Genomic DNA, 25,549 nt, shown 5'->3' on the forward strand with positions numbered 1-25,549 from the left:
CGGGCAAATCAGGGCAGCAGGGTACCGATGCGGTCCAGTTCCGCCTTCAGCTTCGCCTGGTCGTGCCGCAGTTCGGCGAGCGGCAAGGCCAGGAAGGCTTCGGTGCGGGCGCGGATGATCGCGTAGGTACGCTCGAAGGCCGCTTCGATCTCGTCGTCCGTGCCGGTGACGTGGCTGGGATCGTCGAGGCCCCAGTGCGTGCGCAGCACGGGCCCGAGATAGGCGGGGCAGGTTTCGCCGGCGGCGCTGGAACAGACGGTGACGACGATGTCCGGCGTGACCGGCAGATCGTCCCACGACTTGCTGTAGTAACCGTCGGTGGAGATGCCTTTGCGCTGCAACAGCGCCACGGCGCGCGGATGCAACCAGCCCGTCGGCTGGCTGCCGGCGCTGATCGCCCGCAGGCCGGCCGGGGCCAGATGGTTGAACGTGCCCTCGCTGAGGACGGAACGGCACGAATTGCCGGTGCAAAGAAAGAGGATGTTCATCGGGTCGGCGAGCAGGTGGTGTCGGGGCCGCAGGGTACGCCGCCGCAGCAGTTTTCGGTGAGGAAGCCGAGCAAGCCGTTCATCGTGGCGGTGTCCGCCGAATAGATGACGAAGCGGCCGTCCTGCCGCGACGTGACGAGCCGCGCATGCGTCAGCTCCTTCAGGTGGAACGACAGCGACGACGGCGCGATATCGAGGTGTTCGGCGATCTTGCTGGCCGCCAGCCCGGGTGGCCCGGCCTGCACGAGCAGCCGGAACACGGCCAGCCGGCTTTCCTGGGCCAGCGCGGCCAGCGCGGCGAGTACGGATTTGGTGTCCATGATGACTCTTCAATGGGTGAAGGCCCCATCTTAGAACAGATCGTGCGACATTTCAAATATTATCGAAGTGTTGATGGCTCAAGCGGCGCGTCAGGCAGGGGAAGAGGGCACGCCGAGTCCTTTCAGGATCTCGCACTGGCCGGCCTGGCGGGGCGAGACGCAACGGGCCCGCAAGCGTGACAGCTCGTCGCGCAGCGCGTTCAGCTCGGCTATCTGCCGGTCGATCGCACCGATGTGCCCGTCGACGAGGTCGTTGACGCCGCCGCACGGCTCGTCCGGCCGGTCGTGAAAGCCCAGCAGCGCCTGGACTTCGTCGAGCGACATGCCGAGCGCACGGCAGCGCCGGATGAAATGCAGCCGCTCCGCATGCGCGGGACCATACAGCCGGTAGTTGTTATCCGCCCGCAGCGGCGGCGGCAACAGGCCGCGCTGCTCGTAGAAGCGGATCGTCTCCGCCTGGCTGCCCGTCAGGGCGGCCAGCTGGCCGATTTTCATGTCCATCATTGCCTCTTGACCTTGTACCCGCTACAGGGTTTGTAATGCGAATTCTAACCGACGCTTATTAAGGAGACGTCATGTCCGATTGCTGTTCCGGCGGCTGCAGCCAGCCGCCCGCCGCCGATGGGCGCTACCGCAAGGTGTTGTGGGCGGCGCTGCTGATCAACGCGATCATGTTCTTCGTCGAACTGGCCGGCAGCGTGCGCGCCGATTCCGTGTCCCTGCTGGCCGATTCCGTCGATTTCCTGGGCGACGCCGGCAACTACGCCGTATCGCTGTTCGTGCTCGGCATGGGCGCGATCTGGCGCGCGCGTGCCGCCTACGGTAAGGGGTTGGTGATGGGCGGCTTCGCCGTCCTTGTCCTGCTGCGCGCGCTGTGGATCGGCATGGGTGGCCACGTGCCGGGCGCGGTCACGATGGGTGTGATCAGCATCACCGCGTTCGCTGCCAACGGCCTCGTGGCGCTGATGCTGTACGCGTTCCGCAACGGCGACGCGAACATGCGCTCCGTGTGGCTGTGCACCCGCAACGACATGATCGGCAACCTGGCGGTCCTGCTGGCCGCGGCCGGCGTCTTCGGCACCGGCGCGGCGTGGCCCGACATCGTCGTGGCCAGCGTGATGGGCGTGCTGGGGTTGGCGGCGGCGCGGGAGATCGTCGGGCGGGCGCGCGCGGAATTGGCAGCCGCGCCGGCCCAACCGGCCGTGCTACCGGCGCGCCACCAGTAGCGCGCAGCCGCCGATCAGCGACGCCGCAACACGGTTCACCCGGCGCATGTGCACCGGCTTGCCGAATACGCGGCGCGCTTTCAGCACGCCCAGCAAATAGGCACTTTGCACGGCCGTGTCCAACGCCGCGCCGAGCGCGACGATCAGCAGCGCATCGCCAAACGACAGCGCGCTCAGGTCGAAGGCCTGCGGCAGGATCGCGCCGAAGAACACGACGGCCTTCGGGTTCCCGAGGGTCAGCAGCATGCCGGCTGCAAAGCCTTTGGGCTTTTGCGCGGTGCCATCGGCCGCATCGACAGGCGCCGTCCACAGTTTCCACGCGATGAACAGCAGATAGGCGACGCCGCACCATTTGACGGCGACAAACAGCGCCTCGTAGCGCAACGCGATGGACGCCAGCCCGAAGATCGTCGCGATCAGCCAGATCGAATTGCCGATGACCATGCCGGTGACGAACGAAACCGCGGACGCACGGCCACGCGCCATGACGGTGGCGATCATCGTCCCTTGGGCCGGGCCGGGCAAGGCGGCGGCGATCACGAATGGGATGATGAAGAACCAGATGGTGGTGAGGGTCATGGTGGTTGGGCGCGATGTGGTGGACTGGGCGTCGGTGTGCAAAACTGGGAAAATGTCGGTTCGGCGTATTGTGCATCAGGGATTGGAGCGCGGCATCGATTGTTGCTTCTTTCTTCGTATAATCTATAGAAGGTAGGCCCGGACGGTTACTGCCTATCCGCGCGCGAAAGCCCTGCGTTCGCGCCCGTCCCAAGGGGATAGGAGGTTACGGAAAGACGCGGAAAATTTTTCCATGATGCCGGTCCAGCGCTCCCGCTGTTCGTCCGTTTTCGCCCGCTCGGCGTTCGCCGCCGCAATCACTGCAAGCGGGTTCACACCCAGCAGTTCCGCAATCGTCAACGCAACGTCGTCGTCCATCTTGCTCCGACCTGCGCGGTAGTTGGATATGGCCTGCTGCGTGATCCCTAAGCGCTTCGCCAGCGCGTAGTCCGACGGCAGGTTGAGACGCGTTTTGATCGCGTCCAAGTAGTTCACTGTTCTCATATTTGCCTCCTCAGGCAGTAACGATAGTTACATCAAGGGAAAGAGTACTTCAAGGCCTTGAATCATACAACCATCATGGCCTTGATGCACAAAGTGCTTGAACTACACAATGGCCTTAGTGTACATTCCACTTGTCGGGCGGTAATTCACGTCTCTCCTCAGGCAATTCCGGGCCTTCCGGGCCGTCCGACATACCCGCCTGAGTGAGAAAACGCGCCTGAGGAGGCCCCATGTTGGTTACACAAGTTTACAAAGTAGGCAAGTTCGTTACCGGCTGTGCGATCGCGGCCGGCCTGATGGCCTTAGGTCCGATCCTGAACGCACTCGGCGTCATCGGGGGCTGATATGTCATTTCAACTTGCTGAAGTCGTAGCCCATAGCGCGAAGCGCGCCAATGACGATCATGCATTCAATCTGGGTGCCGCCTATGCGCTGAAGGCTTTGGACGTATGCGGCCAGCTTCCCGCAGACCTCGTCCCGTTCATCGCTCGTCAGCTTCGCGCCAACGATCGTCGCAACCGCGTGGGCCACGGCGTCAACGTCCTGCAAGACCTCGTCAAGCTCACTGGTCACGGTTCCCCCAAGAAAAAATTGGGAGTGTAACAGGATGCCCGAACAGCTCACCATCCCCGGCGTGAAGCCGCACCGCAAGGACAAGCAGCACGCCGACCGCGCCGCGAAGCAGGCCGCCTACCGCGAACGCAACAACCTCGTAGTCGTGCCGATCCAGCTGGACGCCGATCTTGCACGCCGCCTGAATGAATATCTCGTCGCCAAGGGCAAGACGAAAGAGAAGTCGGCCATCATCGCACGCCTGATCGAAACCCAACTTCTGAGGAAGCGGTAACAATGGGCGCATCGATCAAAGCCGCGCCGGCATCGCGGCACAACCCGGAACAGGTCGAATTGAAGCGCATCGCGGGATGGTCATTGACGTCGCGCGCAGTGCGTGCCGCAGTCCTGCTGATGGCCGGCCTGTCGCGTGATCGCGCTGGGGACACCCTCGACACCTTTTCGAATGCGGAGCGCGCGGCCATTCGGCGTGCGGCGAGCATGTTGGAGTGGGACGCACACGCGATCGCTATGTTCGCCAACACGGGGCCGGCGGTTCACTGATGCCGACCATCCAGCAAGAGAACGGCCGCCGCTCCATCAAAGGGCTACCGCCCCGGTGGGGCGTTCGTGCGTATAGCGAACTGTCGCGAGCCCGCGCCGGGGTAAGCATCGGCGAAATGCCGCCGGCTTACACGCAACTGGCCGCCCTGCTCGACGAGGTGACGGCGGCGCCGCTGCCCATCGATGCCACGGACGCGCAGCTTTGCGTGCTGGCCGAGCGGAGCGCGAACGAGTGCGCAAGCATGGCGACCATCATCCACGACCCGAAGGCTTTGCGCGCCCGGCTGGCATGGATGGTGACGAATCGCGGTATCTCCCCGCCGCAGATCACGGACGACCGGCAGTTCATGCTGCGCTGCCTGGACGCCGCGTGGTGGCGCCGCAACCTGCGGCGCGTGCACGGCCGCACGTTCGAGCATGCCGCGATCCGGCTGGGGTTCGTGTCCATCCGTGCCGGCGCCTACGCCAGCAACGAGACGGTGCAGCGCCGCATGGCGCAGGTGCAGCGCAACGCGAAGATGCTGCGCGCCGTCACCATGCAGAACGAGCACGGGCACGAGTTCACGCTCGCAGAGCTGGCCGCCAAGGGTGTGGGCAACAAGGCCATCCGGCGCGGCGAACTAATGCTGCGCATGGCCGGCTGCGAAGACGTGGCGACGGAGCGCGGCGACGTGGGCGTGTTCGTCACGCTCACGTGCCCATCGAAGTACCACGCCGTGCTCGCGAAGTCCGGCACGATCAACCCGAACTACAACGGCGCCACGCCGCGCGAGGCCCAAGGCTACCTCACCGACGTATGGAAGTGCATACGCGCCAAGAACCACCGCGACGGCCTGCACCCGTACGGCTTCCGCATCGCCGAGCCGCATCATGACGGTTGCCCGCACTGGCACCTGCTGCTGTTCATCGCGCCGGATCAGGTGGCCCAGCTCTGCGCCAACATGCGCGCGTACGCGCTGGCGGAAGATGGTGACGAGGCCGGCGCCCGCAAGAACCGCATCAAGATCGTGCGGATCGAGGCGGAGAAGGGCACGGCGGCCGGCTACATCGCCAAGTACGTCGGCAAGAACATCGACGGCGAGCACGTCGGCCAGCACCTCGACGCCGACGGCAACGTGATCGGCGCCGACCTCGTAGGCGATGCCGTCATCGCGCCAAGCCAGCGCGTCGAGGCCTGGGCAGCCGCATGGGGAATCCGCCAGTTCCAGGCCGTCGGCCAGCCGCCCGTCACCGTGTGGCGTGAACTGCGCCGCGTTGGCGCCGAGCACGTCGCCGACGCGCCGGAGCACGTGCGGCAGGCGTGGGCCGCGTGCCAGCGCGTGACGGAGACCGACCCGGAAACGGGCGAGGTGACCACGCTGCAGGCCGCCAGCTTCGGCGAATACATCCGGGCGCAAGGTGGCGTCAACATGGGGCGCCTGTACCGCATCGGCGTCGCGGAGCGTGTCGAGCTGAAGGAAGGCCGCTACGGCCTCGCGCCGCGCCCCGTCTACCTCGGCGTCTACAGCAAGGACACGCCGGAGGCGGTCTACGCCTCGACCCGTTACGAGTGGAAGCGGGCCGCAGTCGCGCCGGCCATCGGCCGGCCTTGGACTGGTGTCAATAACTGTACGGGGCCGGACCCCGAACACGTCGCGGGATGGGAAGCGTTCGCCCCCGACCCGGTGCCGGTGGCGCCGCATAGCGACGCGGAGTGGTACGCGAACTTCGACTTCTCGTACTTCGACACCGACGAATGCAGGGCTCACTACAAAGGAGGGTGGTAACAATGATGGAAAAGATGCGCGCCGCGCTGGCGCGCCTGAGTGTGATGGTGAAGGCGTATTTCCCGGACGATCTCCGGGCGGTGCTGCTGGCCTACGGCGAGGAGATAGACCGCCTCCGTGCCGAAGTCGACGAACTGCGGTCCCAAAAGGAAACGTAACAACATGAGCAAAGGCATCAAATACACCGCAATGGCGGCGGCGCTGGGCGTCGTCGCCAATACCCTCCAACGGACGGCAGACGTGTACGGCACGTTGAACAGCCAGGACGCGAATTACCGCGACCTCCAACAGCAGGTAGCCGCCGCGCTGAACCTGCCGGAAGACCCAGACGCCGACACGCCCCCGCCGCCCGTCGTCCTGGCCGCGATGACCCCCGAACAGGTCGAGCATGCGGTAACGCGGATGACGGCCGCCGCCGCAAGCGCCGACGTTGCCGACAAGGTCATTGCGGAAATCGAGCGCTCCGACCATGCCGTGATGGATGCGCTCGCACAGACCCGCGCCGACATCCTTGCGTCCGTCGTCCCGGCCACCGAGCCGGCGGCCGCCACCGCGTAACAATCAACCCGGCAGAGCGGGGCCACAAGCCGCGCCGAGCCACCGATAGCGGCGCCCTTACCGGGGCGCCGTGAACAGGATTCTCACCATGGCAAGCAAAACCCTCGGGCGCATCGAGTGCCCAATTCAGTGCGGCCACACGGCGGCGCACGTCAAGATCAAGACGGACAAAGCATCCGCTGCCTTCCCGTACATCCATTGCCGCAACTGCGGCGCTCAGCTCCACACGAAGAACGACGAACAGGCGGGCTACCTGCTGAAGCGCACGCGCCCCGAAGCGCTGGACACGCCGCCGGAACCCGCGCCTACGCCTACGCCTACGCGCGCGGCTGACGCCCCGCCGGCCGCGCCTACGCCCGTCGAGCCTACGCCGGCTCCCCCCGCGCCGGCCCCGCGCCGTCGATTTGCCTTCCGGGGTGCAGCATGACGCCCGAAGAAGCTCAACTGCTGGTGAACCAGGGGGCCGCGATCGATGCCGGCGCCGCCGCCGAACTGGCTGATGCCGTGGCGCCTGCCGGCGCCGTCGTCGCCGGCCCCGCCGTCGATCCCGCCGCCGAATGGATGTTCGTGCCGGAGCTGGTGACGATGGTCGTCACGATCGCGTTGCCGGAGGCCGCGCCGGCCTACACGCCGGAAGCGCAGCACATGCTCGCCACGAAGATTGCCGCCGTGGCGGAAAAGCGCGGCTGGAACGGCATGAGCAGTTCGCCGGAAATCTCCCTTGGGCTGGCGTCCGTGGCGTTCGCCATGCCCGCTTTCATGGCGTACAAGGCCCGCCAGATCGCGGCGGCGGAGGCTGAAGGGCAGGGCGGGGCAACGCTGAACGGCAAACCAGTGATCAACGGCGGGACCGATGGCGACCGATAACAAGGCCCGCATTTGGGCCGTCATGGGCCAATCGGGTACCGGCAAGGGTCTGTGGGTCAAGCGGCAACTGAAGCTGCTCAAACCGCGCCGAATCCTGATCCTGGACCCCCAGGACGAATACGGCGACTTCGCCAGCCCGTTCGCCAGCGCGGGCGACCTCGCGCGCATGGTCACGAAGGCCGGGCCGGCCGGCGATTTCCGCGTGCGCTACGTGTTCCCGAAGTCCGCCACTCAAGACCACTTCAGGCAGGTGTTTGACCTGTCCTGCCAGCTCGCCTATTTGGCCCGCAACTGCGTGTTCCTGCCGGAGGAGCTGTCCAACTTCACCACGCCGAGCTGGGCGCCGCCTCTGTGGAAGCGCATGTGTAACAGCGGCCGGCACGAGGGCGTGCACGTGATCGGGGTCAGCCAATACCCGGCGCAGATCGACAAGGCGTTTTTGTCGAACGCTACGTTGATACATGTGGGCTTCCTCGGCGAAGAGGCGCACCGCAAGGCCGTGGCGTCGCGCATGGACGTTCACCCGGACCTAATCCGCGATCTGCCGGACCTGAACTTCTTGGAGTGGGAGCGGGAGACCCGGCAAATCTCGCGGGGCACCATCACGTGGACGGGCCGCATCAAGTCCGCGCCCATCGATCGGACGGGCGCACCCGTAGCACTACAGCCACGAAAAGGTAGGGGAAGGGCGGCATAGCGCTGCCTAGGCGTAGGCGTAAACGTAGGCACGGCCCGAACCCTGTATTTCCGGGCCTTCGCTCGATACGCTGGGAACCCATGAAATACCTGCCCAGCCTCGACAAGATCAGCCAAGAAGTGTTGGCAACCGCCTGCGCGGTGATCCTCGTTGCCTACGTGGTAGCGAAGGTGCCGGCACTCAAACGGCTGGTCAAGGACTACGAACTTTAACCCCACTACGAAAGAGCAAAACCATGAAAGGCATGCTGAAAGACGCCGCGTTCATCCTGGCTGTGTACGCGGTCGCGAAACTGATCAACAACAGCGTCACCATCCCGGTCGTCGGCGCCTACCTGCCCAAGTAAGCCCATGGGCGACCTGAAAGACGCACTGAAGACGACGGCTACCGTGCTGGCCGTGATCTTCGTCCTGAACCAGTTTGCGGCGACCCGCCGGCTGGTGTATTCCGCACTCTCCGGAGAATAAAACACATGATCAATAAACCGCTCCCGCAACCGCTGAACATCGCCCCTGGCCAGACCGCGATTCTGACCGTCCCCACCGAGAACCTCACCCTGATCGGCCTCAAACTGATCCTGTCCGGCACCACGTTCGACAAAACGAAGATCGACAGCGTCAAGCTGAAGGTCGGCTCCCGCGTGCTGTGGGACTTGACGTATGCCCAGGTGCAGGCGATCAACGCTTACAAGAACTCGGCCGACAACGCCAAGTATCTGTTCCTGGACTTCGTCGAGCGCGACCAAGCCGTGTTTCCCGTGAAGGAAGTCGGCGGCCTGGACCTGTATGCCCTGCTGAAGACCGGTGTTGTTACGGTTGAGCTGAAGATCAACAGCGCGGCCGTCGCGCCGAAAATCGACGTGGTCGGCTACTACGAACAGGCGCAGGGCAACCCGATCGTCCTGAAGTACGTGCCGTTCACTGCCGCTTTCAACTCCTCCGGCAAATTCACGCTGCCGGTCCAGCTGAAAGGCGCAGTCCTGAAACGCCTGTACGTGTTCTACACCGGTACGGCCTGGACGGGCACGACCAACGGCAACGTGTCGCGGATGGAGTGCAAGAAGAACTCCATGGTGTTCCACGACGAATACGACCTGGACAACCGCTTCACGCAGTCGCACTTCAAGAAGGTGCCGCAGGCCGGCCTGTACGTCTGCGACTTCATCGTGGACAACAACCACGACGCGCAGGTAACGAGCGCCCGCGTGATGAATGGCGGCGCCTACGTGTACGACGCGTTCGAGTTCAACGCATTCATCACGGACGCTGCCGGCGCGAGCCTGACCATCATCGCGGAAGTGCTGGACGCTGCCGAGAACCTGTAACAGGGGCATGACATGAGTTCCCCTGTTCCTGTGAACATGGACGCGTACAGCGGGGTATTCGGCACTGAGAACAACTACAGTGCCATCCCCGCCACGATGCTCAACGCCGGTGCTGCCGATGAAAACGACTTTGGCTACCTGCTGGCGAACGGCATCAAGAACGCGGCCGCGAACGCGATCTACTCGGCCATCGGTGGCGCCTACGCAAGCGGCCAGCTCCAGGCGCCTGTGCAGTACGCGACGCCGGCTTCCAGCGGCACAAAACTGCTGATCATTGGTGCGGTGCTGTTCTTCCTGCTGAATGGGAAGGGCTCCTAAATGGCGATTCCAAACATGAGCTTTACCGGCGGCGCTGGCGGCGCCGCCGGGCCCGTGGATGCGAATTCGCAGGTGGGTACGCCCATCAACGTCACGCTGCCGTGGAACCAGATCAAGAACTACCAGAACAAGCCGCAGGGCAGCACGCAGAGCGCAAACGCGTCCGCAAACCCGACGGCGGGCGCTACCGGCTTCGGCAGCGTCGGCGGTATCGATATGAAGTGGATCCTCATCGGGGCCGCAGCATGGCTGCTGTTGCGCAAGCGTTAGCGGACGAGGTGCGCGCGTTGCTGCGCACCGCGGCGTCGCCCAAAACGGACCCGGACGGCCGGCACAGCGTAGACGCGCTGATTGACGCCGGCCAGTGCTGGAAGATCGTAGAGGAGGGCGTGATTACGGGCGCCCTCGTCACCGAAGCATGCGGAGACGAGCTTTGGGTGTCCGTGGCGGTGGGGCGCGCGCAAACCGACCTCGTGGACCTGATGGCCGACCACCTGCGCGACCACGCCGACGGCCGCTTCCGCGCCATCGGCTTCCAGACCGCCCGGCGCGGCCTCGTAAAGAAAGCGGAAAAACATGGCTACCGAGTGGCGGCCTACATCGTGAGAAAAACACTGTGAACATCGACCTCTACAAACGCAAGGCGCGCTGCCACGGCCGGGTGTACAACCTCGGCGGCGGAGGCGGCAGCAGCCAGGCGAACACGTCCACGGCGACGACGACGACGACGAGCACCAACATGCTCGACCAGTCCATGATGGGCGGTGATAACGCCGTCGGCCTGAACGGCAACAGCAACATCGTGGACAAGTCGGTTGTGAACAACACCGCGTTCACCGACAACAGCAACCGCAGTACGAACTTCCTGGACTCGTCGAACCGCAGCACCTCGACGACGAACAACACGACGTACACGAGCACGGACTTCGGTTCCGTAACAAAGGCGCTCGACGGCATGGGCAAGGTTTCCGACGCCGCGCTGACGCTGTCCGGGCAGATGGTCAAGGACGGCATCAAGGGCTTGGCCGAACAGTCGAAAGACAACCTTGCTGTGCTGAGCGCCGCGTTCGACTTCGCGAAGTCGTCCAGTGCGGCCGACGCGCAGAAATACACCGACGTCATCGGCTTCGCGAAAGACACGATTACGAAGGCCGGCGACGCCTTCGCGGAAGCGAAGGACGGCGGCACCAACAAGACGCTGCAGATCGCTGCCGTTGCCAGCGTGGCGGCTATCGGTTTGGCTATCGCGCTGAAGGACTGATATGCAGAGCTACACATTCAACCTCACGCCGGGTAACGGCCAAGCGACCACGCTGCAAACGGTGGGCAACCTGTTCGTCTACGAGTCCGCGACCACGACGGGCGACGTGCGCGTGAGCGTCAAGCCCGACTCCGGCGGCGAAATCATCCTGAAGCCGGGGCAGCGCTTCCGCCCGGCCAAGCCAGCTATGCAGTGGCAAGTGCGCATGGTGGGCACCGACCCACTCGCGGGGACCTTCATCATCGGCGAAGGTGATTTCGATGACGCCAACACGCTTAACCGGGTGACGCTGGACGCGTCCTTCGCGAACAACGTCACTGTGATGAACGACAGCGCGCACCGCGTGCCGGTGTCCCTCGATCCGAACCAGCTCCTTCAGAATTCCGCGCCGATCATGACTTACACGACTGCCAAAAACAAGCTCACCGTAGGGACCGCATCTACCGACGTCGTTGAACTCTTGGCACCCACGGACAACCTCAATGGCGCTGTCGTTGAGCAGACGTATGCCGCCGGGACGAACTTCACAGCATACATGTGGGCGAAAGCCGTCAAGCCGACGACTACCAGCGATACAGCGGGCGACGTCATCAACTTCTTGGATTCGTCAGCTCGACCGATCGACAGAACGCGTATCAAGGTAGCGGCGGGCAAGGGAATTTATGTCGTGGGCAGTGGCTCCTACTCAGGCATCGTCTCGGCATTGCTCACCGTGCTGTGATGGACCGCACGACGCTGGCCGTCGCCGCCGCAGGCCTGCTGATGCTGTACGACGCGACGCGGCAGACAGCCGGCACGGCCGGCGACGACGAATCGAACATTTTTTTTGACGGGATAGACGAATTGAGCGCTTTAACGAACGGCTGGCCGATCGGCTCCGGCCCCTACCAGAACATCATCCAGGACAGCGCCCTGGCCGCTGGTGTGCCCCCGCTGATTCTGGCGTGGCTGCTGTGGAAGGAATCGCGCTACAGCGCCGCGATCATCGACGGCACGCGCCGTTCCGCCGTGGGCGCCATGGGCATCGCGCAGTTCATGCCGGCCACGGCCGCGCAAGAGCTGGGCAGCACTGCGGCCGCACTCGATCCGGCGCAGGCGATCCCTGGCGCCGCGCGATACCTCGCGAAGCTGTATCGCGGCACGGGCAGCTGGACCGGCGCGCTGGCCGCGTACAACTGGGGCATCGGCAACGTACAGCGCAAGGGCATCGATAGCGCCCCCGCTGAAACGGTCGACTACTACACAACCATTCTGCGCAAGGCAGGGGGGATTTACGCATGAGCAGTAACAACAACGACGCACTGCTTGCAGTGCTGCTGCTGGGTGCAGCCTACATGTACACGCGGCGCACCGCGATGGTTCAGCCGGTTGTCGGTCGGCCGCAGAACAACAACCTGTCGTCCCTGCCGGGGAACATCGGCACGGGGGTAGGGCAGGCGCTCGGCGGCGCGCTGGGCAACCTGATCGGCTCGTGGTTCAAGTCCGGCAGCACCGCGGCTCCGACCGGTTCCGGTGCGAACGGCGGGCCGTACGTCAGCGATATCGAAAGCGGATCGTCGTCCGACTGGTCGTTGCCGATCGGCGGCGACAACAGCACCGACGGCGACTGGTGGGACGTGATCGCATGACCATCGATAACACGAAGCTCGTGCTGCTGGCGGCCGGCGCTGTGCTGGGCCTGATCATCGTAAAAAAAAACTTCGGAGTTGTGGATGCGGCTGCGGGAGCTGTGGGGGTGATCGGTGATGCGATGTCCGGTGTCGTGATCGGCATCGGTGAAGTGATCGGCATCCCGCGCACGGACGAAACCGAGTGCGAGAAGGCGATGCGCGAAGGGCGGACGTGGGACGCGTCGTTCGCGTGCCCGGCCGGAACGTGGCTCAAATACCTGATGAAGTGAAAACCATGAACAACGACATTCTTTACCTGCTGGCCGGCGCGGCCGCAGTGCTCATGTTGAGCAAAAAGGCCTCCGGCACCGGCACCAGCAGCCAGCCATGGATTCCGCCGCAGGCGATCCCGGTTGCAGTGCCGAACGGCTGGCAGTACTTCACCGACGGCACCGCGATCAGCCCGGACGGCACGTACTACTACAAAGGCGAGCCGGTTTGGTCGCCATCCATGTAACCACGAAAGGAGTAACAACCATGAACCGTTTCACCGAACCTTCGACCTGGGCGGGCATCGCCGCTGTGTTCCAGGTGTTGAAGTCCTTCCTGCCGGCGCACAACCACATGTACGCGGACGCGCTGACGGCCGCCGCCGCCGCCCTGGCTGGCGCGCTGCCGGAACGCACGAAGGCCGCGCAGTAATGACGGCGCTCGAGGCGATCCAGCTGGTCACGAGTACCGGCGTGCTGGCGGGCGGCCTCGGGCTGCTGAAATGGGGGCTGGCGGTCGAACGCCGCTTGCTGACGATCGAAGTTAAGACAGGGGTCAAGCCATGACGAAGAAAAAACGCCTGCCGCCGCGCGGCGCCAACGGCCGTTTCAAGCGCCGTAAGAAGTGAACGATGCCCGCCGCGTGCGGGCTTTTTGTTACGGCTCAAGCGGTATCGGCCAGCGGCGGATAGGATGGGTCGAGTGCATGGGCTTGCCGTGGCGGCGTGCTGGCCGTCACGGTCTTTTTGCGCACGTCGGCCAGCTCGACGACATCGGCCCCGACGATCCCCAGGTGCGGCGCCAGCGATCCGAAGCCCATCTGCTGGTGCCGTAATTCGGCTTCCAGGCGTTTGAGCCTGAGAATTTCGGGAACCCACCAAGGCACGCGCTGTCTACCGGAGAGCCAGTCCCGCACCGTGCGCTCGTCGCGGCGCAAGCGGCGCGCAAGGTCGCGGAGCGGGACGCCCATGGCGTAGTAAGCCAGTTCCGTGGGATTGCCGTATCTCAGGTTCGGGTAACGCACAGTGCCTCCCATGAAAAAACAGCCAGAGATGAATGGTCTCTGGCTGAAGAAAAGCCGTCTGTGCGTGCCGGCATAGTGTGTTGCAAGGTATTGTGCATCGTCCGGGGCTACTTCAGAAAGTTGCGAATTGCTTCGCATAATCTATATTATGTCAAATGGGGTCTGTAGCGACGACCATTGCCGCACGTCGCTCCGTTTGAACTCCACCAGCCCGCCACCCAACACCGCTTCAGTAACCAATGCTCGCCCCTCGCTTCGCCAAGTCACCAGAGTCTGGCCACACGTTCCACCGGTAACGACGCCGCAGCGCTCGCGTGGCCTGGAATGCGGCGACGTTCCGCAAGCCACGCGCATGCCCTATGCGCTTCGCCGCCGCATTCGCTTGGAGCGCTCCAGCTTGAATCAGCCAGCCTGGATGGCTATCGCCAAACCGCCACACACCGTATCACGTCACTGCAACGGGCGGCGACAAATGCATTAAGCTGTCCAGAACGTCTCGCCGGCGTGTCCGCCCGGCGCTGGCTCGTCGTCTCGCCCGGTCCCGCGTCCGGGGGCCCGATCGACGGCTTGACGACGGCTTGAAACCTCACGAGAAAGGCGGTGGCCGGACATGCGACAGTTCAGACCTGCCCAGCCTTCCCTTGCCGCAGCGCCGGCCGGCCGGGCGACCGACCGGCACGGCCGCGAGCGCGATGCCGATCGGCGGGCCATCGATGCCCTCGACGGCGGCCGGCCGGCCGGGATGGCTGGCGCGTCCCTGCGCGCTCTGCCGGACTGGCCTGGACAGCACAATCCGCTGCCCGATAGCGGTGGCCAGGAACTCGCCGGCAGTTTGCGGGCGCCGTTCGAACAGGGTTTCAAGCATGACTTCTCGCGGGTCCGCATCTTCACGACGGGCCCGACAGCGGATGCCGTGCACTTGGCGGGCAGCCGGGCCATCACGTGCGGCCCACGCATCGCATTCGCCCACGGCCAGTGGGCGCCGGAGACGCTGAACGGCCGTGCGCTGCTCGCACATGAACTGGCCCACGTTACCCAACAGGCTGGAGACCGCATCGCTAGAGTGGACCACAAGACGCTGGACGAAGAGCTCGACGAGGAGTTGAAGAGCAAGATCCAGGATCAGAAGTCTTTGGATCCGACGCACCGCGAATACGCCCGCAGCTTGCAGGGTTACGGTTACGACATCACGCACGACATGTCCGGTAACGCTACGGACTTGCTGCCGGAACCGAAGGACCCGAAAGCCAAGGAAGCGTGGAAACGCCGGTTCCAGAAAATCGACAAGCTGGCCAACCGCATCCTCGACAAGAGCGGCCCCGATGTGGAGCAGAAGGAAGCCCGCGCCGAGATGTTGGCCGTCGACCTCGCCACCGCCGGCTTCCTGAACGAAGCGATGGCCCTGGCGCCCAAGATCACGGACCTGGACCTGCGCAAATTCGTCCATAAAGCCGTGCTCGACCAGCCCGCCAAGGTCACCGAAGCGCAGATCGCGACGATTGCCCAGGACCAGGCGAGCAACGCCAAGTCCATGGCCGACCACGCGCTGCTTGCCCGGCTGACCAGCGACCAGGGCGTCTACGCGAAGGCGCTGGGCAGCGCAAAGGTCAATGCGGCGTTGAAAGTCATCGTCAAGGCCTATGCGAACGATCCCGACCTGCCCGAAAAACTGGCCGGACTGATGTTCTTCCACCCCGGCGGCCGCGTCGCCTTCACGGAGTGGATGTTGGCCGACAAGCGCGGCGCCTTGCTCAAGCAAGTCTCCGAGCAGGCCTACTTCGTCGAAGGCGCCAATGTCTCGGTAGGGACGGCCACGCAACACCCGGATGCCGCCACGCTGGGCTGGGCCATTGGCAACAAGCAGCGGATCACGGTCGAGGACGTGATCGCCGTCTGCGCCGCCGCCGGTACCCCTCTGAAGCCGCCCGCCGCCCGCGACATCGCTACCCTGAAGGCCTGGCTGGAACTGAATACGGAAAAAATCGGCCAGGCGGTCCACAAGCAGAATCCGGGCAATCCGGAAGCGGCGAAAGCGATGTACACGCAGATCGTCGACGCCTTTACCTGGCACGTCCCGCCCGACACCAAGGAAGATGTCAAACCGGACAAGAGCGGGCGCATCACCAAGCTGAGCGCCGCCGGTCCGCAAAAGTCCCAGCTCAAGGTCGATTGCGACGTGCTGGCCACCTACGGCGTGCGGCTGCTGGTCGCCAGCGGTTATACCCCGGTCGGTTACATGGCGGTCACCCCGACCGATCCCGACCGCGCACCGCACGCGCTGGCGTTGCTCCAGGAAGGCAGGGATTTCCACGCCCTCTCCAACAAGGCGACCATAAAACTGGCGGCCACCGACAAGGCCGGCGCGCTGAAGGAAATGCGCGACTTCGGCCTTGCCGAAGCCTACGACCCCGACCGCCCGCTGGCGGGCTACCGCATCTACTACATGGACTCCGATGCGAAGGGCACGCTGCCCGATGAAGTACTCAACCAGGACAGCAAGGCCCACGACCCGGGCCTGAGCAAATAAGACGGTTTACCGTCCGCTTGCACGCCTGGTTCGATAGGTGCTGCGCGCGGAGAGCCTTCCCTCCAGGCGGCAAGCACGCGTAAGCCGCGCCGCGCAAGCAGCCGCCGGCCGTTTGCCCGCGCTGCCCGCCCCGCTCGTGGGCATGGCTCCCGCCCCCACGATCTGTCCGGGCCCGCTGGGCTGCACGATCTGTGAGCTATCCGTAAGCCACCCTCCTCTACGCTGGCGCCCCATATCCATTCCGACATGAAGCGCGGCCCGGCGCGCACGACATGTGCGCAACGCGCAGCTTGTCCAGCCCTACCGTAAAGGATCCGCCATGAACTCACGCAAACACATCGTCCTCGGCACCGGGGTTCTGGGGTTGACTGTCGCCCGCATGCTCGCGGCACACGGCGTCAGGCCGGTGCTTGCGAGCCGCAGCGGCAGGCGGGTCGGCGGCTGGTCCGTGCTGGCCTGCGATGCCGGCGATCCGGCCGCGCTGGCGGCGCTGCTCGACGCTCCGGCCACGCTGTACGTCTGCGCCGCGCCGCCCGTGTCGCGCTGGGACCTGGAGTTCCCCCGCCTGGCCGAAGGCATCGCCGGCGCAGTCCCGGGGCGCAATGTCGATATCGTGCTGGCCGACAGCGTCTGCGCCTACGGCCACTGCAAAGGCTCGTTTGTCGAAGGCGATCCGGCCCGGCCGTGCAACAGCAAAGGCCGGGCGCGCATGTATATGGCCGAGCGCGTGCTGTCGCTGCACGGGCGGTATGGCGTGCGGGCCACCGTCGTGCGCGCTGCCACGTTCTTTGGGCCGGGCGTGACCAAGTCGAGCGTCAGCCAGGCCGCGCTGGCCGGTGCGCTGGCAGGCAGGATCGTCCACGTGCCAGGCGATCCCGGCATGGCCCATGCCTTCACCTACGTGCCCGACTTTGCCGGCACGATGATCGAACTCGGCTGCCGCGACGCGGCGTTCGGCCACTGCTGGCATACGCCGTCGCACAACGGTCGCTCGCATCTCGACTTCCTGCGGGAGGCGGCGCAGCCGGCCGACCAGGACGTCCGCTTGCGTGCGCTGGGCCCCCTTGCGATGCGCTGCCTCGCGCTGTTCAACCCGGCGCTGGACGAGTTGCACGACATGCTGCACTTGTATGAGACGCCATGGGCGTTCTCGTCCGCGCTGACGCAACGGACGTTCGGCATCGCCAGCACGCCGCTGTCCGCCGCGCTCGCGCGCACCACGTATGCGCTGCGGGCGCGGCAGTTGGCGCCCTCGCCTTCGCTGTAACGATCGGCGGGCCGCCGTGCAGGCCATCGGCAACGACTGCCCGCAACACAAGCGATCAACCACAGCCGCCGGGCTGGCGGCCTGAGTGGCTTTCAAATTGCTTACATATTCGCTGCTGTCGGGCCACACGGCGCCCACACGTGAGAGAATTCACGTCACGCCGCGATGCCTGTCCCGCGAGCGCTCGGTCTCGTCAAGTGCGCGGTTGGGGCTGACGATGGCGGTGTTCCGATCTGACGAGCTTCTCGGCATGCACGAGGAAGCGGGGGATGTCATGGAATTCGCTGCCGGCATGGCCAAAGTTACCCGTCCGAGGCTCTATCGCACAGTGCCTCGCGACCACCTGTTCCACCGCCTGGACGAGCTGGGCGAGCGCAAGGGGATCTGGATCACCGGGCCGCCGGGTGCCGGCAAGACGACGCTGGCGTCGAGCTACCTCGAACACCGCCAGGTGCCCGCGCTGTGGTACCACATGGACAGCGGCGATTCGGACCCGGCCAGTTTCTTCTTTTACCTGTCGATGGCCTGCCAGGCGCTCGCCGCCGGCGAGCCGCTGCCCCTGCTGAATCCGGAATACCTGCCCGACCTGCCCGGATTCACGCGCCGCTTCTTCCGCCAGCTGTATGCACGGCTGCACAAGGGCAGCGTGCTGGTGCTCGACAACTACCACATGGTGCCGCCCGCCTCCGTGTTGCACACGATCGTGCAGGATGCGCTGCAGGACGTCCCCGAAGGCATCTGCGTCATCATCACCAGCCGCACCGAGCCGCCGCCCGCATTGAGCCGCCTGCGGCTGACCCACGCCATTGTGTGCCTGGACGCGGACGACCTGCGCATCAGCTTCGACGAAGCGTGCCGGATCGCCCGGCTGGAGGAGCGGTCGGCCCGGCTGGACGAGGACGAGATCCGCACCGTCTGGGAGAGTTCCGGCGGCTGGGCCGTCGGCTTCGTGCTGATGCTCGAGCATCACAGCGCGATCGCCCGGCAAGGCTGGGGTGCGGTGCCGCCTTCCCGCGACCTGCTGTTCGACTATTTCGCGGTCGAGATCTTCGGTGCCGCGTCGCCGGACGTGCGTCACCTGCTGCTGCGCACGGCCTTCCTGCCGATGTTCACGGTGCCGATGGCGGAGGCGATCAGCGGCGACCTCGAAGCGGGACAGCGGCTCGGCGAGCTATATCGCCTGCGCTATTTCATCGATCGCCGCGATGAGCCCGAAACCACGTACCAGTACCACGCGCTGTTCCGGGAGTTCCTGAATGCGCGGGCGCGCGAGTACCTGCAGCCGCCCGAGTACCTGCTGTTGCAACGGCGCTCCGCCCGCCTGCTGGAGATCGGCAACCATACGGAGCAGGCATTCTTCCTGTATGTCGCCTCCGAGGACTGGGAAGCCGCCGGCCGGATGGTCCGCCAGCAGGCGCCGGAGCTGATCCGCCAGGGCCGCTGGCAAACGGCCAAGCGGTGGATCGGCATGCTGCCGCCGGCCTTGCTGGAGGCCGACCCTTGGCTGCCGTTCTGGGATGGCGCGTGCGACGTGGTGACCGCGCCGGCGCATGCCCGCGCCGCGCTGGAAAAAGCCCATGCGGGGCTGGTAGCCAACCACGACCTGCTGGGCCAGGTCATGGCCGCGGCGCTGATGATGGAAACCTATTACTTCGAATGGACCACCTTCGCGCCGCTCGACCGCTGGATCGACCTGCAGAGCAAACTGTTCGAAGAAGGCGTGCCGTTCCCCTCCCCCGCCATCGAATTGCGGGCCCGCTCGGCGCTGGTGGCGGCGCTGCTGTACCGCCAGCCGCAGAACTGGCTGTTGCGCCCGGAGTCCGGCCGTGCCCTGGCCCTGCTGGAGGCGGACGTGCCGGTTGCCGCGCGCCTCACCGCCGGCATCATCCTGCTGAACTGTTACTGCTTCCGGGGCGACTTCGATTGTGCCGAGCGGGTGATCGGTTTGCTGCGCCCCGACCTGGCGGACCGTGAACTGACGCCATTGAACCGGGTGTGGTGGCTGATCGCCGTCGCCTACTATCACATGCTGCGCGCGGAGCACGACGCCGGCGCCGACGCGCTGGACCGGGCCGAGGCGATCGCTTGCGAGCACGGACTGAACTTCATCCGGCCCACGGTGCTGACGCAGCGCGCGTTCCTTGCGCTGTCGTTCGGCGATCTCGGTTGCGCCGGCGCGCTGCTGCCCCGCTTGAAGTGCGCGATCGATTCCACGCGGCGGATGGACCTGGCGCTGTACCATTCCGCCCAATCGTGGTACGAGCTGCAGAGCGGCGAACTGACGGCTGCCGTCAAGCACGGCCAGGCCGCCGTCGAGGGAGCGTTCGCGGCCGGCGCGGTCTCCATCCAGACCTATTGCCTGCTGGGCCGTGCGCAACTGATGCTGGAACTGGGCGACGCGGCGGCCGCGCAGGCCAGCGTACGCACGTTACGGCTGCGTGCCGACGGCTCCAGCCGCCTGCTGGAGTTCGACGCGCTGCTGACCGAAGCGTATGCCGCGTTCCAGTCCGGCGACCCGGCGGCCGGGCTGCCGCTGCTGAAAGCGGGGCTGGCCGTGGGCCGCGAGCAGAACTACGTGGGCTCCCTGCGCTGGTATCCGAAGATGATGGTGTGGCTGCTGAGCCATGCGCTACAGGAAGGCATCGAGGTCGACTACGTCCGGCAACTGATCCGCGTGCGCGGCCTGTACCCCGACACGCCGGAGATCGAGCAATGGCCGTGGCCCGTCAAGCTGTACCTGCTGGGCCGCTTTTCCGTCGTCATCGACGGCAGTCCGCTGAAGACGACGGGCAAGGCGCAGGCCAAGCCCCTTGAGCTATTGAAGGCGCTGGTCGCGAATGGCGGCCGGGAGGTGGCCGCCGCCACGCTGGCGGCGCAGCTGTGGCCGGACATGGAAGGCGATGCGGCGCAGAGCACGCTGAACACGACGCTGTATCGGCTGCGCAAGCTGTTGCGGCAGGACGATGCGATCACCGTCCAGCAAGCCAAGCTGTCGCTCAATCCCGCCAAGGTGTGGGTCGACGCGTGGCTGTTCGAGCGCCTCGGCAATCGCCTGCAGCGGGCCGAGGAACCCCGGCTGGACGACGCGACGAGATTCCTCCGTCTCTACGTGGGCAACTTCCTGCCGCAGGACACGGACACGCCATGGGTGGTGCCGATGCGGGAGCGGCTGCGCAGCAAGTACCTGCGCCAGGTGCTGAAGTTCGGCTGCGCGTGGGAAGACGCGGGAGACTGGAGCCGCGCCGCGGAAGCCTACCAGCATGGCATCGAAGTGGACAACCTCGCCGAGGAACTCTATCGGCGCCTGATGCAATGCGAATACCGGCGCGGCCGCGCCGCCGCCGCGCTGGAGGCTTACCGTCGCTGCCGCCACATGCTGTCGGTCTTGCTCGGCATACGGCCGTCGGCGGAAACGGAAGCCGCATACCGGACGATCGTCAGCGACAGCGGCTAGCCGCGTTGCCGCTCGCCGCGGAACAGCAGTGTCAGCGCAGGTTCGAGGTGTATCAGCGCGGTTCGGGGGCCTGGCGCCGCCGCCAGAACGCGCTGTCCGGCCAACGCCGCTCGTGCGCGTAGCAGGCATCCAGCCGTGCGGCATAGGTGCGCTGCACGCGGGCCAATTCGTCGGCGTACTGCGGGAGCGCCGCGAGGTCGCCTTGCAGGTGCCGGTGCAGCGCCTCGGCGCCGGCCAGCCCCGTGTACAGCGCGTTGAACAAGCCTTGCGACGACAGCGGATCGAACGCCAGCGCGGCATCGCCGACCGCCAGCCAGCCGTCGCCTGCCGGCTGTTCGAGCGCCGCGCCATGGGCTGCGCAAAAGCCGTGATCGCCGTCGGCCGCGAACCGGTGGTCGACGAGCAGCGCCCGCAGTTGCGGCACGTTCGCCATGCGCATCAGCAGCCCGCTGGCCGAATGGGCCGCGCGGGCGGCCGGCAGGTCGGCATCGCTGTAGAACGCCAGCAGCCGGCGGCGAGCGGGCAGCGCGGCACTGTACCACCAGCCTTCGGCCTCCGCGTGCAGCTCGGCGATGCCGGCCGCACGCCCGTCGTCATGGCCGAACACCCAGCCGCAGATGAGTTTGCCGGCTGGCGCGCGCCGGCCGCCGACATGGCGCGCCAGCACGCCATCGCGGCCGCTGGCATCGACGAGCGCGCGCGCCCGCACCCGCACCGGCCTGCCCGCGCGCGCCAGGTCGAGCTTCCAGTGCCCGGGTGCGCCCCGTACTCCCAGCAGACGCGTGTCGCGCAGCGTCGCGGCGCCGCGCCGCGCGGCCACCTCCACCAGCCACGCATCGAAACGAGCCCGGTCCAGGTGCCAGCCGTGGCCGTCGAGGTTGCGCAGCGCGTCCTGTTCGACGACCTCCCCTTCTCCCCAGCTCGAGCGCATCACGTGGCATGGCGTGTGGCCCTGGGCCAGGAACTCGTCCGCCAGGCCCATGTCGCGCAGCAGGCGACCGCCGGCGGCGGGCAGCGATTCGCCGACGCGGCGGCGCGCGGCACTGCCCTTATCGACCACGATCACGCGGTGGAACGGCGCCAGGTTCAGCGCCAGCGCGCAACCGGCCGGGCCGGCGCCGATGACGGCCACGTCGGCATCGATGGCGGTATTCATCAGCCGGGGAAACCGCGCGGGAAGCGCTTCACCTTGTCGATGTGGCTCAGGTCGAACGAACGTGACCGGGTGCTCACACGGGCGCCGATGCGCAGCGTGCGCTGGCGGGTGTCGCGCGCCTTCTCCGCGGACTCCGGCTCGGGCGGGATCGTCGGGTGCTGGTCTTCCACTTCGATGAAGGCAGGGAAATGCGCGCGGTCGGACGGGCCGTCGCGCTGTTCGACGACGCCCAGCTCGCCGAAGTGAGCGACCATGTTGTTGATCGTTTCCGTGTAGTCCGCGGTGCCGAGCGGCGTCAGCCAGCCGGCCCGGTTGGCGAAGGCGGCGAGGCGCTCGCCCAGCGGCCTGCCCTCGTCCATGACGACGGCGTAGTTCTCCCTGGTGAGCACCTCGTTCGGCACGCGCGCCGGCCAGAACGTCGGCACGTACGGGTCGTACTCCGGCACGTAGCCCGAGCGGCAGCTGGCCGTGTCGGTATGCCACGGCACCGCCATCCAGCGCGTGATCCCGCCCGGCAGCTGCCCGGCGAACGGACCGTTCGGCGTGCCCAGCGCATCGGCCGTCAGCACCTGCGCCGGCTGCGGCGCGATCCAGCCGTCGGGCGCGTGCCGGAACCGGAACGGCGCCATGTACATGCCCGGCAGGCGCGTGACCCACGTCATTTCGCAGCCGGGATGGAACGCATCGGCCAGCGCGAATTCAAGCGCGGCGCGCGTCAACACGTCGCCCCGCTCGGCCAGCGGCACATCCTCCAGGCATGCCGGCGGCCCCCGTTCGGGGTCGTAATCCTCGACGAAATCGCCGGCCGCCCATTGCGCCAGCATGCCCATCTGCGTGGCCGTCAGCGTGGCGTTCTGGCGCGGCGTCGCGGCCGGTGGCACGTTCATCGCATCGCCGTACAGCCAGGGCCACGGCTTGGGCGAGTAGCTGTCGACGGCGTCGTTGCGGAACTGGTTGGCGACGAGGCGGCGCAGCTCGCCGCTCGCGCCGCCCGCATCGGACAGCCGGCGCAACGCCTCCGGGCTGGTCAGGTCGTTCGCGCCCTTCCAGCCGAAGCCGGACGCGAAGCCCGCGTTGACCCACTGCAGGCCGGCCATCCGTTCGAACAGCGGCAGGATGTCGTCCGTGAAGCTGGGCCGGGTCGGCTTGGGCAGCTTGCCGCCCTGGATCGCCACGTCGCGCATCAGGTCCCACATCGTGCGCACCGACTTGCGCTGCGGTCCGTAGTTCGGGGGCGCGACCACCACCCAGGCCGGCAGCACGTTCAGCTCCTGGCCCTGGTAATGCACGGTGGCGTTGACGGGGCCGTCGGACACGTCGTCGTGCCAGCCTTCGTTGTTGGCGAACGTGATCGCCCGGCTGCCGTCGTACGATGCGGCGGCGCCATGCCCGCCCAGCACGATCAGGTGGCCTTCGTCATCGGTGAAGATCTCGCCCAGGTACACGGGCTTACCCATGAACGTGCCGTCATCGAACGCCTGCGGTGCCGCATTCGGGCCGGATACCATGCGGGCACCGGGCGTGATCGCCAGGCTGGCGCGGTCCGTCACGGCGGCGTTGCGCAGCGTGGTCGGCGGCGCCCAGGCCGCCTCCGGGATGTCGAGCGCAAGCTGGAAGCCGTACCAGGCGGACTTCGTGTTCGCCAGTTGCACCTGCCACGCGATGTGCGCGTTGGCGGACGTCAGCTCGGCAACGATGTTGCCCTTCGCGTTGAGACCATAGACGCGATAGCGCACGGCCTGCCGTTTCAGCTTGTTCTCGCTGTCGCGGTAAAAGCCGGGCGGATGCGCCTTCGGCTCGGGCACTTCGGGGCCCAGGAACCAGTCCTTGTCGGCCGAGCCGACGCGGGCGATGCCGATCGGCGGATAGATCGCGGCCGTGACGATGCACGTGTCGTCGTCCTGCGCCGGCCGGCCGTGCCCGAACGGACAGGCCGGGCGCGGTTCAGGGGGATCCTGCAGCGGCTGGCCGTTGGCTTCATGGCGCGCCTGCGCGCTGGCCGCGTAAGCGAGCTTGCGGGCCTCGGCGATCGAGCCTACCGGTGCGTGTTCGGGCGGCACGCGCCAGATGTTGAACCCCAGGGCCTCGCCGTACGCGGCCTGGCCGCGCGTGCCGGTGTCCTGCCGCGGCAGGATCAACGTGGCGACGTGGACGAACGGGCTTTCCTGCTCCGGCCATTCGACGGAGGCCTCATCCAGCGGCATCGAGGCGTCGTTCGTGCGCAGCTGCACCATGAAACGGAAGCGGTACTCGCGGCTGGCGAGCCGCCGCGCCATGTCGATGCCCAGGTAGTTGTCGCCGTAGCCGGCGATCGCGTCGCCCGCCGTTTCGGGCTCCAGCCGGTACTTCACGTATTGCTGTGCGCCGCAGTGAAACGGCAGGATCGCCCAGTAGCGCGCCGTCAGCACGCTCGCCTCGACGACGTTGGCCATCTGGTCGAGGATCCGCGCCATGCGTGGGTGGTCGGCCAGATAGCGCTTGTCGTCCCCGGCGATCAGCGATGCATAGGTGACGTCGAGCATCTCCGTGGCGTTATCGGCGAAGAACACGGGGAAGTTCTGCAGGATGAAGTCGGCCGTGTCGCCGTCGTCGCCCAGTGCCTTCGGGCCGGGCACGCCGAACAGCTTGATGCCGATCCCCACCGTCGCGCCCACGTCCGGGTCGGTCGGCGCGGCATCGCTGGAAAAGCGCACCCACGCGTCCAGCCGCTCGTGCCGGAACACGCCGACCCGCAGCGCATCGGGAATCGCCGCCGCCATCTCGAAGCGGCCGTGGGCCACGCCGTGCAATTTGCGGAACACGGCACGCCTGGCGGGCGCCGGGTCGTTGCGGATATGCCCGGCCTGGGCAACGTTGACAAACAGCTCGGTGATGCGCTCGGCGGTCTGGTCGGGCTGGCTGAAACAGGCGGGTGGCGTCTCGTTCGGGGTGCGCATGGTGGCTCTCCAATCAGCGTTGATGAAACCGTTGGGCTGCGCCCTGCGCGGTCCGGCGGGTGAAGGAAATTCTACCGATCGGCGCGCCCATCGAACGTTGTATTTGGAGCCAGCCACGAAGCTTGACAGGCAGTGTCGCTACATGCGCGCAAGCCGGTTCGCCCCGCCGGGCATCCTGTTTTCGAACTGGACTAAAGCGATAGGTAATACAACGTTTTACGTTGTATTTATAACTCAACCACGTGATGGTCCATGTGGTGCGCATCGCCCATCGGGAGCATATGCGGTGGCGCGTTACCTATT

34 protein-coding genes are annotated in these 25,549 nt (G+C 66.2%); 26 read left to right on the top strand and 8 right to left on the bottom strand.

From position 1 onward, the window contains the following. Nucleotides 1-8 precede the first annotated feature (8 nt). The 3 genes from IP92_RS14590 to cadR all read right to left on the bottom strand — a co-directional run bounded on the left by IP92_RS14590 (nucleotide 9) and on the right by cadR (nucleotide 1,312). On the bottom strand, nucleotides 9-488 hold the full coding sequence (locus IP92_RS14590) for an arsenate reductase ArsC (protein ID WP_145876120.1): 480 nt from the start codon (nucleotides 486-488) through the stop codon (nucleotides 9-11). Next, on the bottom strand, nucleotides 485-808 hold the full coding sequence (locus IP92_RS14595) for an ArsR/SmtB family transcription factor (protein ID WP_145876123.1): 324 nt from the start codon (nucleotides 806-808) through the stop codon (nucleotides 485-487). Before IP92_RS14595 ends, IP92_RS14590 begins: the two co-directional genes overlap by 4 nt. A gap of 90 nt (nucleotides 809-898) precedes the next feature. Beyond that, nucleotides 899-1,312: a Cd(II)/Pb(II)-responsive transcriptional regulator gene (gene cadR / locus IP92_RS14600; protein WP_229418786.1), complete on the bottom strand. Its 414-nt coding sequence runs from the start codon at nucleotides 1,310-1,312 to the stop codon at nucleotides 899-901. 71 nt (nucleotides 1,313-1,383) lie between these two features. On the opposite strand from cadR, the gene IP92_RS14605 reads away from it, so the two are divergent. After that, complete coding sequence (locus tag IP92_RS14605; protein WP_145876126.1) at nucleotides 1,384-2,034, top strand: cation efflux transmembrane domain-containing protein; 651 nt, start codon at nucleotides 1,384-1,386, stop codon at nucleotides 2,032-2,034. Here IP92_RS14605 and IP92_RS14610 read toward each other — a convergent pair. Together IP92_RS14610 and IP92_RS14615 are read right to left on the bottom strand one after the other, a co-directional pair. Continuing rightward, entirely contained in the window at nucleotides 2,014-2,655 is a 642-nt protein-coding gene (locus IP92_RS14610) for a LysE family translocator (protein ID WP_229418787.1), read from the bottom strand. The genes IP92_RS14605 and IP92_RS14610 overlap by 21 nt on opposite strands. A gap of 111 nt (nucleotides 2,656-2,766) precedes the next feature. Continuing rightward, on the bottom strand, nucleotides 2,767-3,096 hold the full coding sequence (locus IP92_RS14615) for a helix-turn-helix domain-containing protein (RefSeq protein WP_145876127.1): 330 nt from the start codon (nucleotides 3,094-3,096) through the stop codon (nucleotides 2,767-2,769). A gap of 345 nt (nucleotides 3,097-3,441) precedes the next feature. On the opposite strand from IP92_RS14615, the gene IP92_RS14620 reads away from it, so the two are divergent. The 22 genes from IP92_RS14620 to IP92_RS30650 all read left to right on the top strand — a co-directional run bounded on the left by IP92_RS14620 (nucleotide 3,442) and on the right by IP92_RS30650 (nucleotide 13,449). Then, nucleotides 3,442-3,699 (top strand): hypothetical protein, encoded by a 258-nt coding sequence (locus IP92_RS14620; RefSeq protein WP_145876129.1) that lies wholly within the window; start codon nucleotides 3,442-3,444, stop codon nucleotides 3,697-3,699. Between the two features lie 4 nt (nucleotides 3,700-3,703). Continuing rightward, nucleotides 3,704-3,943, top strand: coding sequence for a hypothetical protein (locus IP92_RS14625; protein WP_145876131.1), 240 nt, complete (start codon nucleotides 3,704-3,706; stop codon nucleotides 3,941-3,943). Nucleotides 3,944-3,945: 2 nt separating this feature from the next. After that, nucleotides 3,946-4,212 (top strand): hypothetical protein, encoded by a 267-nt coding sequence (locus tag IP92_RS14630; protein ID WP_145876133.1) that lies wholly within the window; start codon nucleotides 3,946-3,948, stop codon nucleotides 4,210-4,212. Between the two features lie 116 nt (nucleotides 4,213-4,328). Next, nucleotides 4,329-5,978 (top strand): replication endonuclease, encoded by a 1,650-nt coding sequence (locus IP92_RS14635; protein ID WP_229418788.1) that lies wholly within the window; start codon nucleotides 4,329-4,331, stop codon nucleotides 5,976-5,978. Nucleotides 5,979-5,980: 2 nt separating this feature from the next. After that, nucleotides 5,981-6,136, top strand: a complete 156-nt coding sequence (locus IP92_RS29895; RefSeq protein ID WP_158206638.1) for a hypothetical protein — start codon at nucleotides 5,981-5,983, stop codon at nucleotides 6,134-6,136. A 4-nt stretch (nucleotides 6,137-6,140) separates the two neighbouring features. Then, the gene (locus IP92_RS14640) at nucleotides 6,141-6,536 is read left to right on the top strand and encodes a hypothetical protein (RefSeq protein WP_145876138.1); all 396 of its coding nucleotides are present in this window, start codon (nucleotides 6,141-6,143) and stop codon (nucleotides 6,534-6,536) included. 88 nt (nucleotides 6,537-6,624) lie between these two features. Continuing rightward, nucleotides 6,625-6,963 carry a hypothetical protein gene (locus tag IP92_RS14645; RefSeq protein WP_145876140.1) on the top strand — a complete coding sequence of 113 codons (339 nt, stop codon included), beginning with the start codon at nucleotides 6,625-6,627 and terminating at the stop codon, nucleotides 6,961-6,963. Next, entirely contained in the window at nucleotides 6,960-7,403 is a 444-nt protein-coding gene (locus IP92_RS14650; RefSeq protein ID WP_145876142.1) for a hypothetical protein, read from the top strand. The genes IP92_RS14645 and IP92_RS14650 overlap by 4 nt, the downstream gene beginning before the upstream one ends. Next, nucleotides 7,390-8,100: a hypothetical protein gene (locus IP92_RS14655; protein WP_229418789.1), complete on the top strand. Its 711-nt coding sequence runs from the start codon at nucleotides 7,390-7,392 to the stop codon at nucleotides 8,098-8,100. The genes IP92_RS14650 and IP92_RS14655 overlap by 14 nt, the downstream gene beginning before the upstream one ends. Before the next feature lie 80 nt (nucleotides 8,101-8,180). Continuing rightward, on the top strand, nucleotides 8,181-8,312 hold the full coding sequence (locus tag IP92_RS30645) for a hypothetical protein (RefSeq protein ID WP_260071178.1): 132 nt from the start codon (nucleotides 8,181-8,183) through the stop codon (nucleotides 8,310-8,312). Between the two features lie 260 nt (nucleotides 8,313-8,572). Beyond that, nucleotides 8,573-9,424 carry a major capsid protein P2 gene (locus IP92_RS14660; protein WP_145876144.1) on the top strand — a complete coding sequence of 284 codons (852 nt, stop codon included), beginning with the start codon at nucleotides 8,573-8,575 and terminating at the stop codon, nucleotides 9,422-9,424. A 36-nt stretch (nucleotides 9,425-9,460) separates the two neighbouring features. After that, on the top strand, nucleotides 9,461-9,742 hold the full coding sequence (locus IP92_RS14665) for a hypothetical protein (RefSeq protein WP_145876147.1): 282 nt from the start codon (nucleotides 9,461-9,463) through the stop codon (nucleotides 9,740-9,742). Then, the gene (locus tag IP92_RS14670; RefSeq protein WP_145876149.1) at nucleotides 9,743-10,012 is read left to right on the top strand and encodes a hypothetical protein; all 270 of its coding nucleotides are present in this window, start codon (nucleotides 9,743-9,745) and stop codon (nucleotides 10,010-10,012) included. Beyond that, nucleotides 9,988-10,362 (top strand): hypothetical protein, encoded by a 375-nt coding sequence (locus tag IP92_RS14675; protein ID WP_145876151.1) that lies wholly within the window; start codon nucleotides 9,988-9,990, stop codon nucleotides 10,360-10,362. The genes IP92_RS14670 and IP92_RS14675 overlap by 25 nt, the downstream gene beginning before the upstream one ends. Then, nucleotides 10,359-11,003 carry a hypothetical protein gene (locus IP92_RS14680; protein ID WP_145876153.1) on the top strand — a complete coding sequence of 215 codons (645 nt, stop codon included), beginning with the start codon at nucleotides 10,359-10,361 and terminating at the stop codon, nucleotides 11,001-11,003. The genes IP92_RS14675 and IP92_RS14680 overlap by 4 nt, the downstream gene beginning before the upstream one ends. A gap of 1 nt (nucleotide 11,004) precedes the next feature. Next, a complete protein-coding gene (locus tag IP92_RS14685; protein ID WP_145876155.1) occupies nucleotides 11,005-11,724 on the top strand; it encodes a hypothetical protein in 720 nt (239 codons plus the stop codon). Continuing rightward, entirely contained in the window at nucleotides 11,724-12,284 is a 561-nt protein-coding gene (locus IP92_RS14690) for a transglycosylase SLT domain-containing protein (RefSeq protein WP_145876157.1), read from the top strand. The genes IP92_RS14685 and IP92_RS14690 overlap by 1 nt, the downstream gene beginning before the upstream one ends. After that, on the top strand, nucleotides 12,281-12,631 hold the full coding sequence (locus IP92_RS14695; protein WP_145876159.1) for a hypothetical protein: 351 nt from the start codon (nucleotides 12,281-12,283) through the stop codon (nucleotides 12,629-12,631). Before IP92_RS14690 ends, IP92_RS14695 begins: the two co-directional genes overlap by 4 nt. Beyond that, complete coding sequence (locus tag IP92_RS14700; RefSeq protein ID WP_145876162.1) at nucleotides 12,628-12,903, top strand: hypothetical protein; 276 nt, start codon at nucleotides 12,628-12,630, stop codon at nucleotides 12,901-12,903. The genes IP92_RS14695 and IP92_RS14700 overlap by 4 nt, the downstream gene beginning before the upstream one ends. A gap of 5 nt (nucleotides 12,904-12,908) precedes the next feature. Beyond that, the gene (locus IP92_RS14705; protein WP_145876163.1) at nucleotides 12,909-13,130 is read left to right on the top strand and encodes a hypothetical protein; all 222 of its coding nucleotides are present in this window, start codon (nucleotides 12,909-12,911) and stop codon (nucleotides 13,128-13,130) included. A 20-nt stretch (nucleotides 13,131-13,150) separates the two neighbouring features. Continuing rightward, a complete protein-coding gene (locus IP92_RS29900) occupies nucleotides 13,151-13,315 on the top strand; it encodes a hypothetical protein (RefSeq protein WP_158206639.1) in 165 nt (54 codons plus the stop codon). Then, nucleotides 13,315-13,449 carry a hypothetical protein gene (locus IP92_RS30650; RefSeq protein ID WP_260071182.1) on the top strand — a complete coding sequence of 45 codons (135 nt, stop codon included), beginning with the start codon at nucleotides 13,315-13,317 and terminating at the stop codon, nucleotides 13,447-13,449. The genes IP92_RS29900 and IP92_RS30650 overlap by 1 nt, the downstream gene beginning before the upstream one ends. A gap of 97 nt (nucleotides 13,450-13,546) precedes the next feature. Here the strand turns inward: IP92_RS30650 and IP92_RS14710 are convergent, their stop codons facing one another. Next, on the bottom strand, nucleotides 13,547-13,906 hold the full coding sequence (locus IP92_RS14710) for a hypothetical protein (protein WP_145876166.1): 360 nt from the start codon (nucleotides 13,904-13,906) through the stop codon (nucleotides 13,547-13,549). Between the two features lie 610 nt (nucleotides 13,907-14,516). Here IP92_RS14710 and IP92_RS14715 point away from each other — a divergent pair. From IP92_RS14715 to IP92_RS14725, 3 genes are all read left to right on the top strand, one after another. Next, entirely contained in the window at nucleotides 14,517-16,433 is a 1,917-nt protein-coding gene (locus IP92_RS14715; RefSeq protein WP_145876168.1) for an eCIS core domain-containing protein, read from the top strand. Nucleotides 16,434-16,752: 319 nt separating this feature from the next. Next, nucleotides 16,753-17,700, top strand: a complete 948-nt coding sequence (locus tag IP92_RS14720) for an NAD-dependent epimerase/dehydratase family protein (protein ID WP_145876170.1) — start codon at nucleotides 16,753-16,755, stop codon at nucleotides 17,698-17,700. A 328-nt stretch (nucleotides 17,701-18,028) separates the two neighbouring features. Beyond that, nucleotides 18,029-21,154, top strand: a complete 3,126-nt coding sequence (locus IP92_RS14725; RefSeq protein WP_145876172.1) for an ATP-binding protein — start codon at nucleotides 18,029-18,031, stop codon at nucleotides 21,152-21,154. 52 nt (nucleotides 21,155-21,206) lie between these two features. Here IP92_RS14725 and IP92_RS14730 read toward each other — a convergent pair whose 3' ends face one another. Both IP92_RS14730 and IP92_RS14735 read right to left on the bottom strand, forming a co-directional pair. Next, a complete protein-coding gene (locus IP92_RS14730; protein ID WP_145876174.1) occupies nucleotides 21,207-22,310 on the bottom strand; it encodes a tryptophan 7-halogenase in 1,104 nt (367 codons plus the stop codon). After that, a complete protein-coding gene (locus tag IP92_RS14735) occupies nucleotides 22,310-25,246 on the bottom strand; it encodes a LodA/GoxA family CTQ-dependent oxidase (protein ID WP_145876176.1) in 2,937 nt (978 codons plus the stop codon). The genes IP92_RS14730 and IP92_RS14735 overlap by 1 nt, the downstream gene beginning before the upstream one ends. Nucleotides 25,247-25,549 lie beyond the last annotated feature (303 nt).

The sequence above is a fragment of the Pseudoduganella flava genome, from assembly GCF_007830495.1.
GTDB classification, from domain to species: Bacteria; Pseudomonadota; Gammaproteobacteria; order Burkholderiales; family Burkholderiaceae_D; genus Rugamonas; species Rugamonas flava.

Excerpts from the sequence above, each read along its gene's own strand:
- IP92_RS29900 (WP_158206639.1), top strand. The coding sequence starts at position 13,151 with ATGAACCGTTTCACCGAACCTTCGACCTGGGCGGGCATCGCCGCTGTG.
- IP92_RS14590 (WP_145876120.1), bottom strand. The coding sequence starts at position 488 with ATGAACATCCTCTTTCTTTGCACCGGCAATTCGTGCCGTTCCGTCCTC.
- IP92_RS14700 (WP_145876162.1), top strand. The coding sequence starts at position 12,628 with ATGACCATCGATAACACGAAGCTCGTGCTGCTGGCGGCCGGCGCTGTG.
- IP92_RS14625 (WP_145876131.1), top strand. The coding sequence starts at position 3,704 with ATGCCCGAACAGCTCACCATCCCCGGCGTGAAGCCGCACCGCAAGGAC.
- IP92_RS14735 (WP_145876176.1), bottom strand. The coding sequence starts at position 25,246 with ATGCGCACCCCGAACGAGACGCCACCCGCCTGTTTCAGCCAGCCCGAC.
- IP92_RS14730 (WP_145876174.1), bottom strand. The coding sequence starts at position 22,310 with ATGAATACCGCCATCGATGCCGACGTGGCCGTCATCGGCGCCGGCCCG.
- IP92_RS14670 (WP_145876149.1), top strand. The coding sequence starts at position 9,743 with ATGGCGATTCCAAACATGAGCTTTACCGGCGGCGCTGGCGGCGCCGCC.
- IP92_RS14695 (WP_145876159.1), top strand. The coding sequence starts at position 12,281 with ATGAGCAGTAACAACAACGACGCACTGCTTGCAGTGCTGCTGCTGGGT.
- IP92_RS14605 (WP_145876126.1), top strand. The coding sequence starts at position 1,384 with ATGTCCGATTGCTGTTCCGGCGGCTGCAGCCAGCCGCCCGCCGCCGAT.
- IP92_RS14685 (WP_145876155.1), top strand. The coding sequence starts at position 11,005 with ATGCAGAGCTACACATTCAACCTCACGCCGGGTAACGGCCAAGCGACC.
- IP92_RS14615 (WP_145876127.1), bottom strand. The coding sequence starts at position 3,096 with ATGAGAACAGTGAACTACTTGGACGCGATCAAAACGCGTCTCAACCTG.
- IP92_RS14595 (WP_145876123.1), bottom strand. The coding sequence starts at position 808 with ATGGACACCAAATCCGTACTCGCCGCGCTGGCCGCGCTGGCCCAGGAA.
- IP92_RS14630 (WP_145876133.1), top strand. The coding sequence starts at position 3,946 with ATGGGCGCATCGATCAAAGCCGCGCCGGCATCGCGGCACAACCCGGAA.
- IP92_RS14690 (WP_145876157.1), top strand. The coding sequence starts at position 11,724 with ATGGACCGCACGACGCTGGCCGTCGCCGCCGCAGGCCTGCTGATGCTG.
- IP92_RS14635 (WP_229418788.1), top strand. The coding sequence starts at position 4,329 with ATGCCGCCGGCTTACACGCAACTGGCCGCCCTGCTCGACGAGGTGACG.
- IP92_RS29895 (WP_158206638.1), top strand. The coding sequence starts at position 5,981 with ATGATGGAAAAGATGCGCGCCGCGCTGGCGCGCCTGAGTGTGATGGTG.
- IP92_RS14720 (WP_145876170.1), top strand. The coding sequence starts at position 16,753 with ATGAACTCACGCAAACACATCGTCCTCGGCACCGGGGTTCTGGGGTTG.
- IP92_RS14715 (WP_145876168.1), top strand. The coding sequence starts at position 14,517 with ATGCGACAGTTCAGACCTGCCCAGCCTTCCCTTGCCGCAGCGCCGGCC.
- IP92_RS14620 (WP_145876129.1), top strand. The coding sequence starts at position 3,442 with ATGTCATTTCAACTTGCTGAAGTCGTAGCCCATAGCGCGAAGCGCGCC.
- IP92_RS30650 (WP_260071182.1), top strand. The coding sequence starts at position 13,315 with ATGACGGCGCTCGAGGCGATCCAGCTGGTCACGAGTACCGGCGTGCTG.
- IP92_RS14640 (WP_145876138.1), top strand. The coding sequence starts at position 6,141 with ATGAGCAAAGGCATCAAATACACCGCAATGGCGGCGGCGCTGGGCGTC.
- IP92_RS14675 (WP_145876151.1), top strand. The coding sequence starts at position 9,988 with ATGGCTGCTGTTGCGCAAGCGTTAGCGGACGAGGTGCGCGCGTTGCTG.
- cadR (WP_229418786.1), bottom strand. The coding sequence starts at position 1,312 with ATGATGGACATGAAAATCGGCCAGCTGGCCGCCCTGACGGGCAGCCAG.
- IP92_RS14645 (WP_145876140.1), top strand. The coding sequence starts at position 6,625 with ATGGCAAGCAAAACCCTCGGGCGCATCGAGTGCCCAATTCAGTGCGGC.
- IP92_RS14660 (WP_145876144.1), top strand. The coding sequence starts at position 8,573 with ATGATCAATAAACCGCTCCCGCAACCGCTGAACATCGCCCCTGGCCAG.
- IP92_RS14705 (WP_145876163.1), top strand. The coding sequence starts at position 12,909 with ATGAACAACGACATTCTTTACCTGCTGGCCGGCGCGGCCGCAGTGCTC.
- IP92_RS14650 (WP_145876142.1), top strand. The coding sequence starts at position 6,960 with ATGACGCCCGAAGAAGCTCAACTGCTGGTGAACCAGGGGGCCGCGATC.
- IP92_RS14655 (WP_229418789.1), top strand. The coding sequence starts at position 7,390 with ATGGCGACCGATAACAAGGCCCGCATTTGGGCCGTCATGGGCCAATCG.
- IP92_RS14665 (WP_145876147.1), top strand. The coding sequence starts at position 9,461 with ATGGACGCGTACAGCGGGGTATTCGGCACTGAGAACAACTACAGTGCC.
- IP92_RS30645 (WP_260071178.1), top strand. The coding sequence starts at position 8,181 with ATGAAATACCTGCCCAGCCTCGACAAGATCAGCCAAGAAGTGTTGGCA.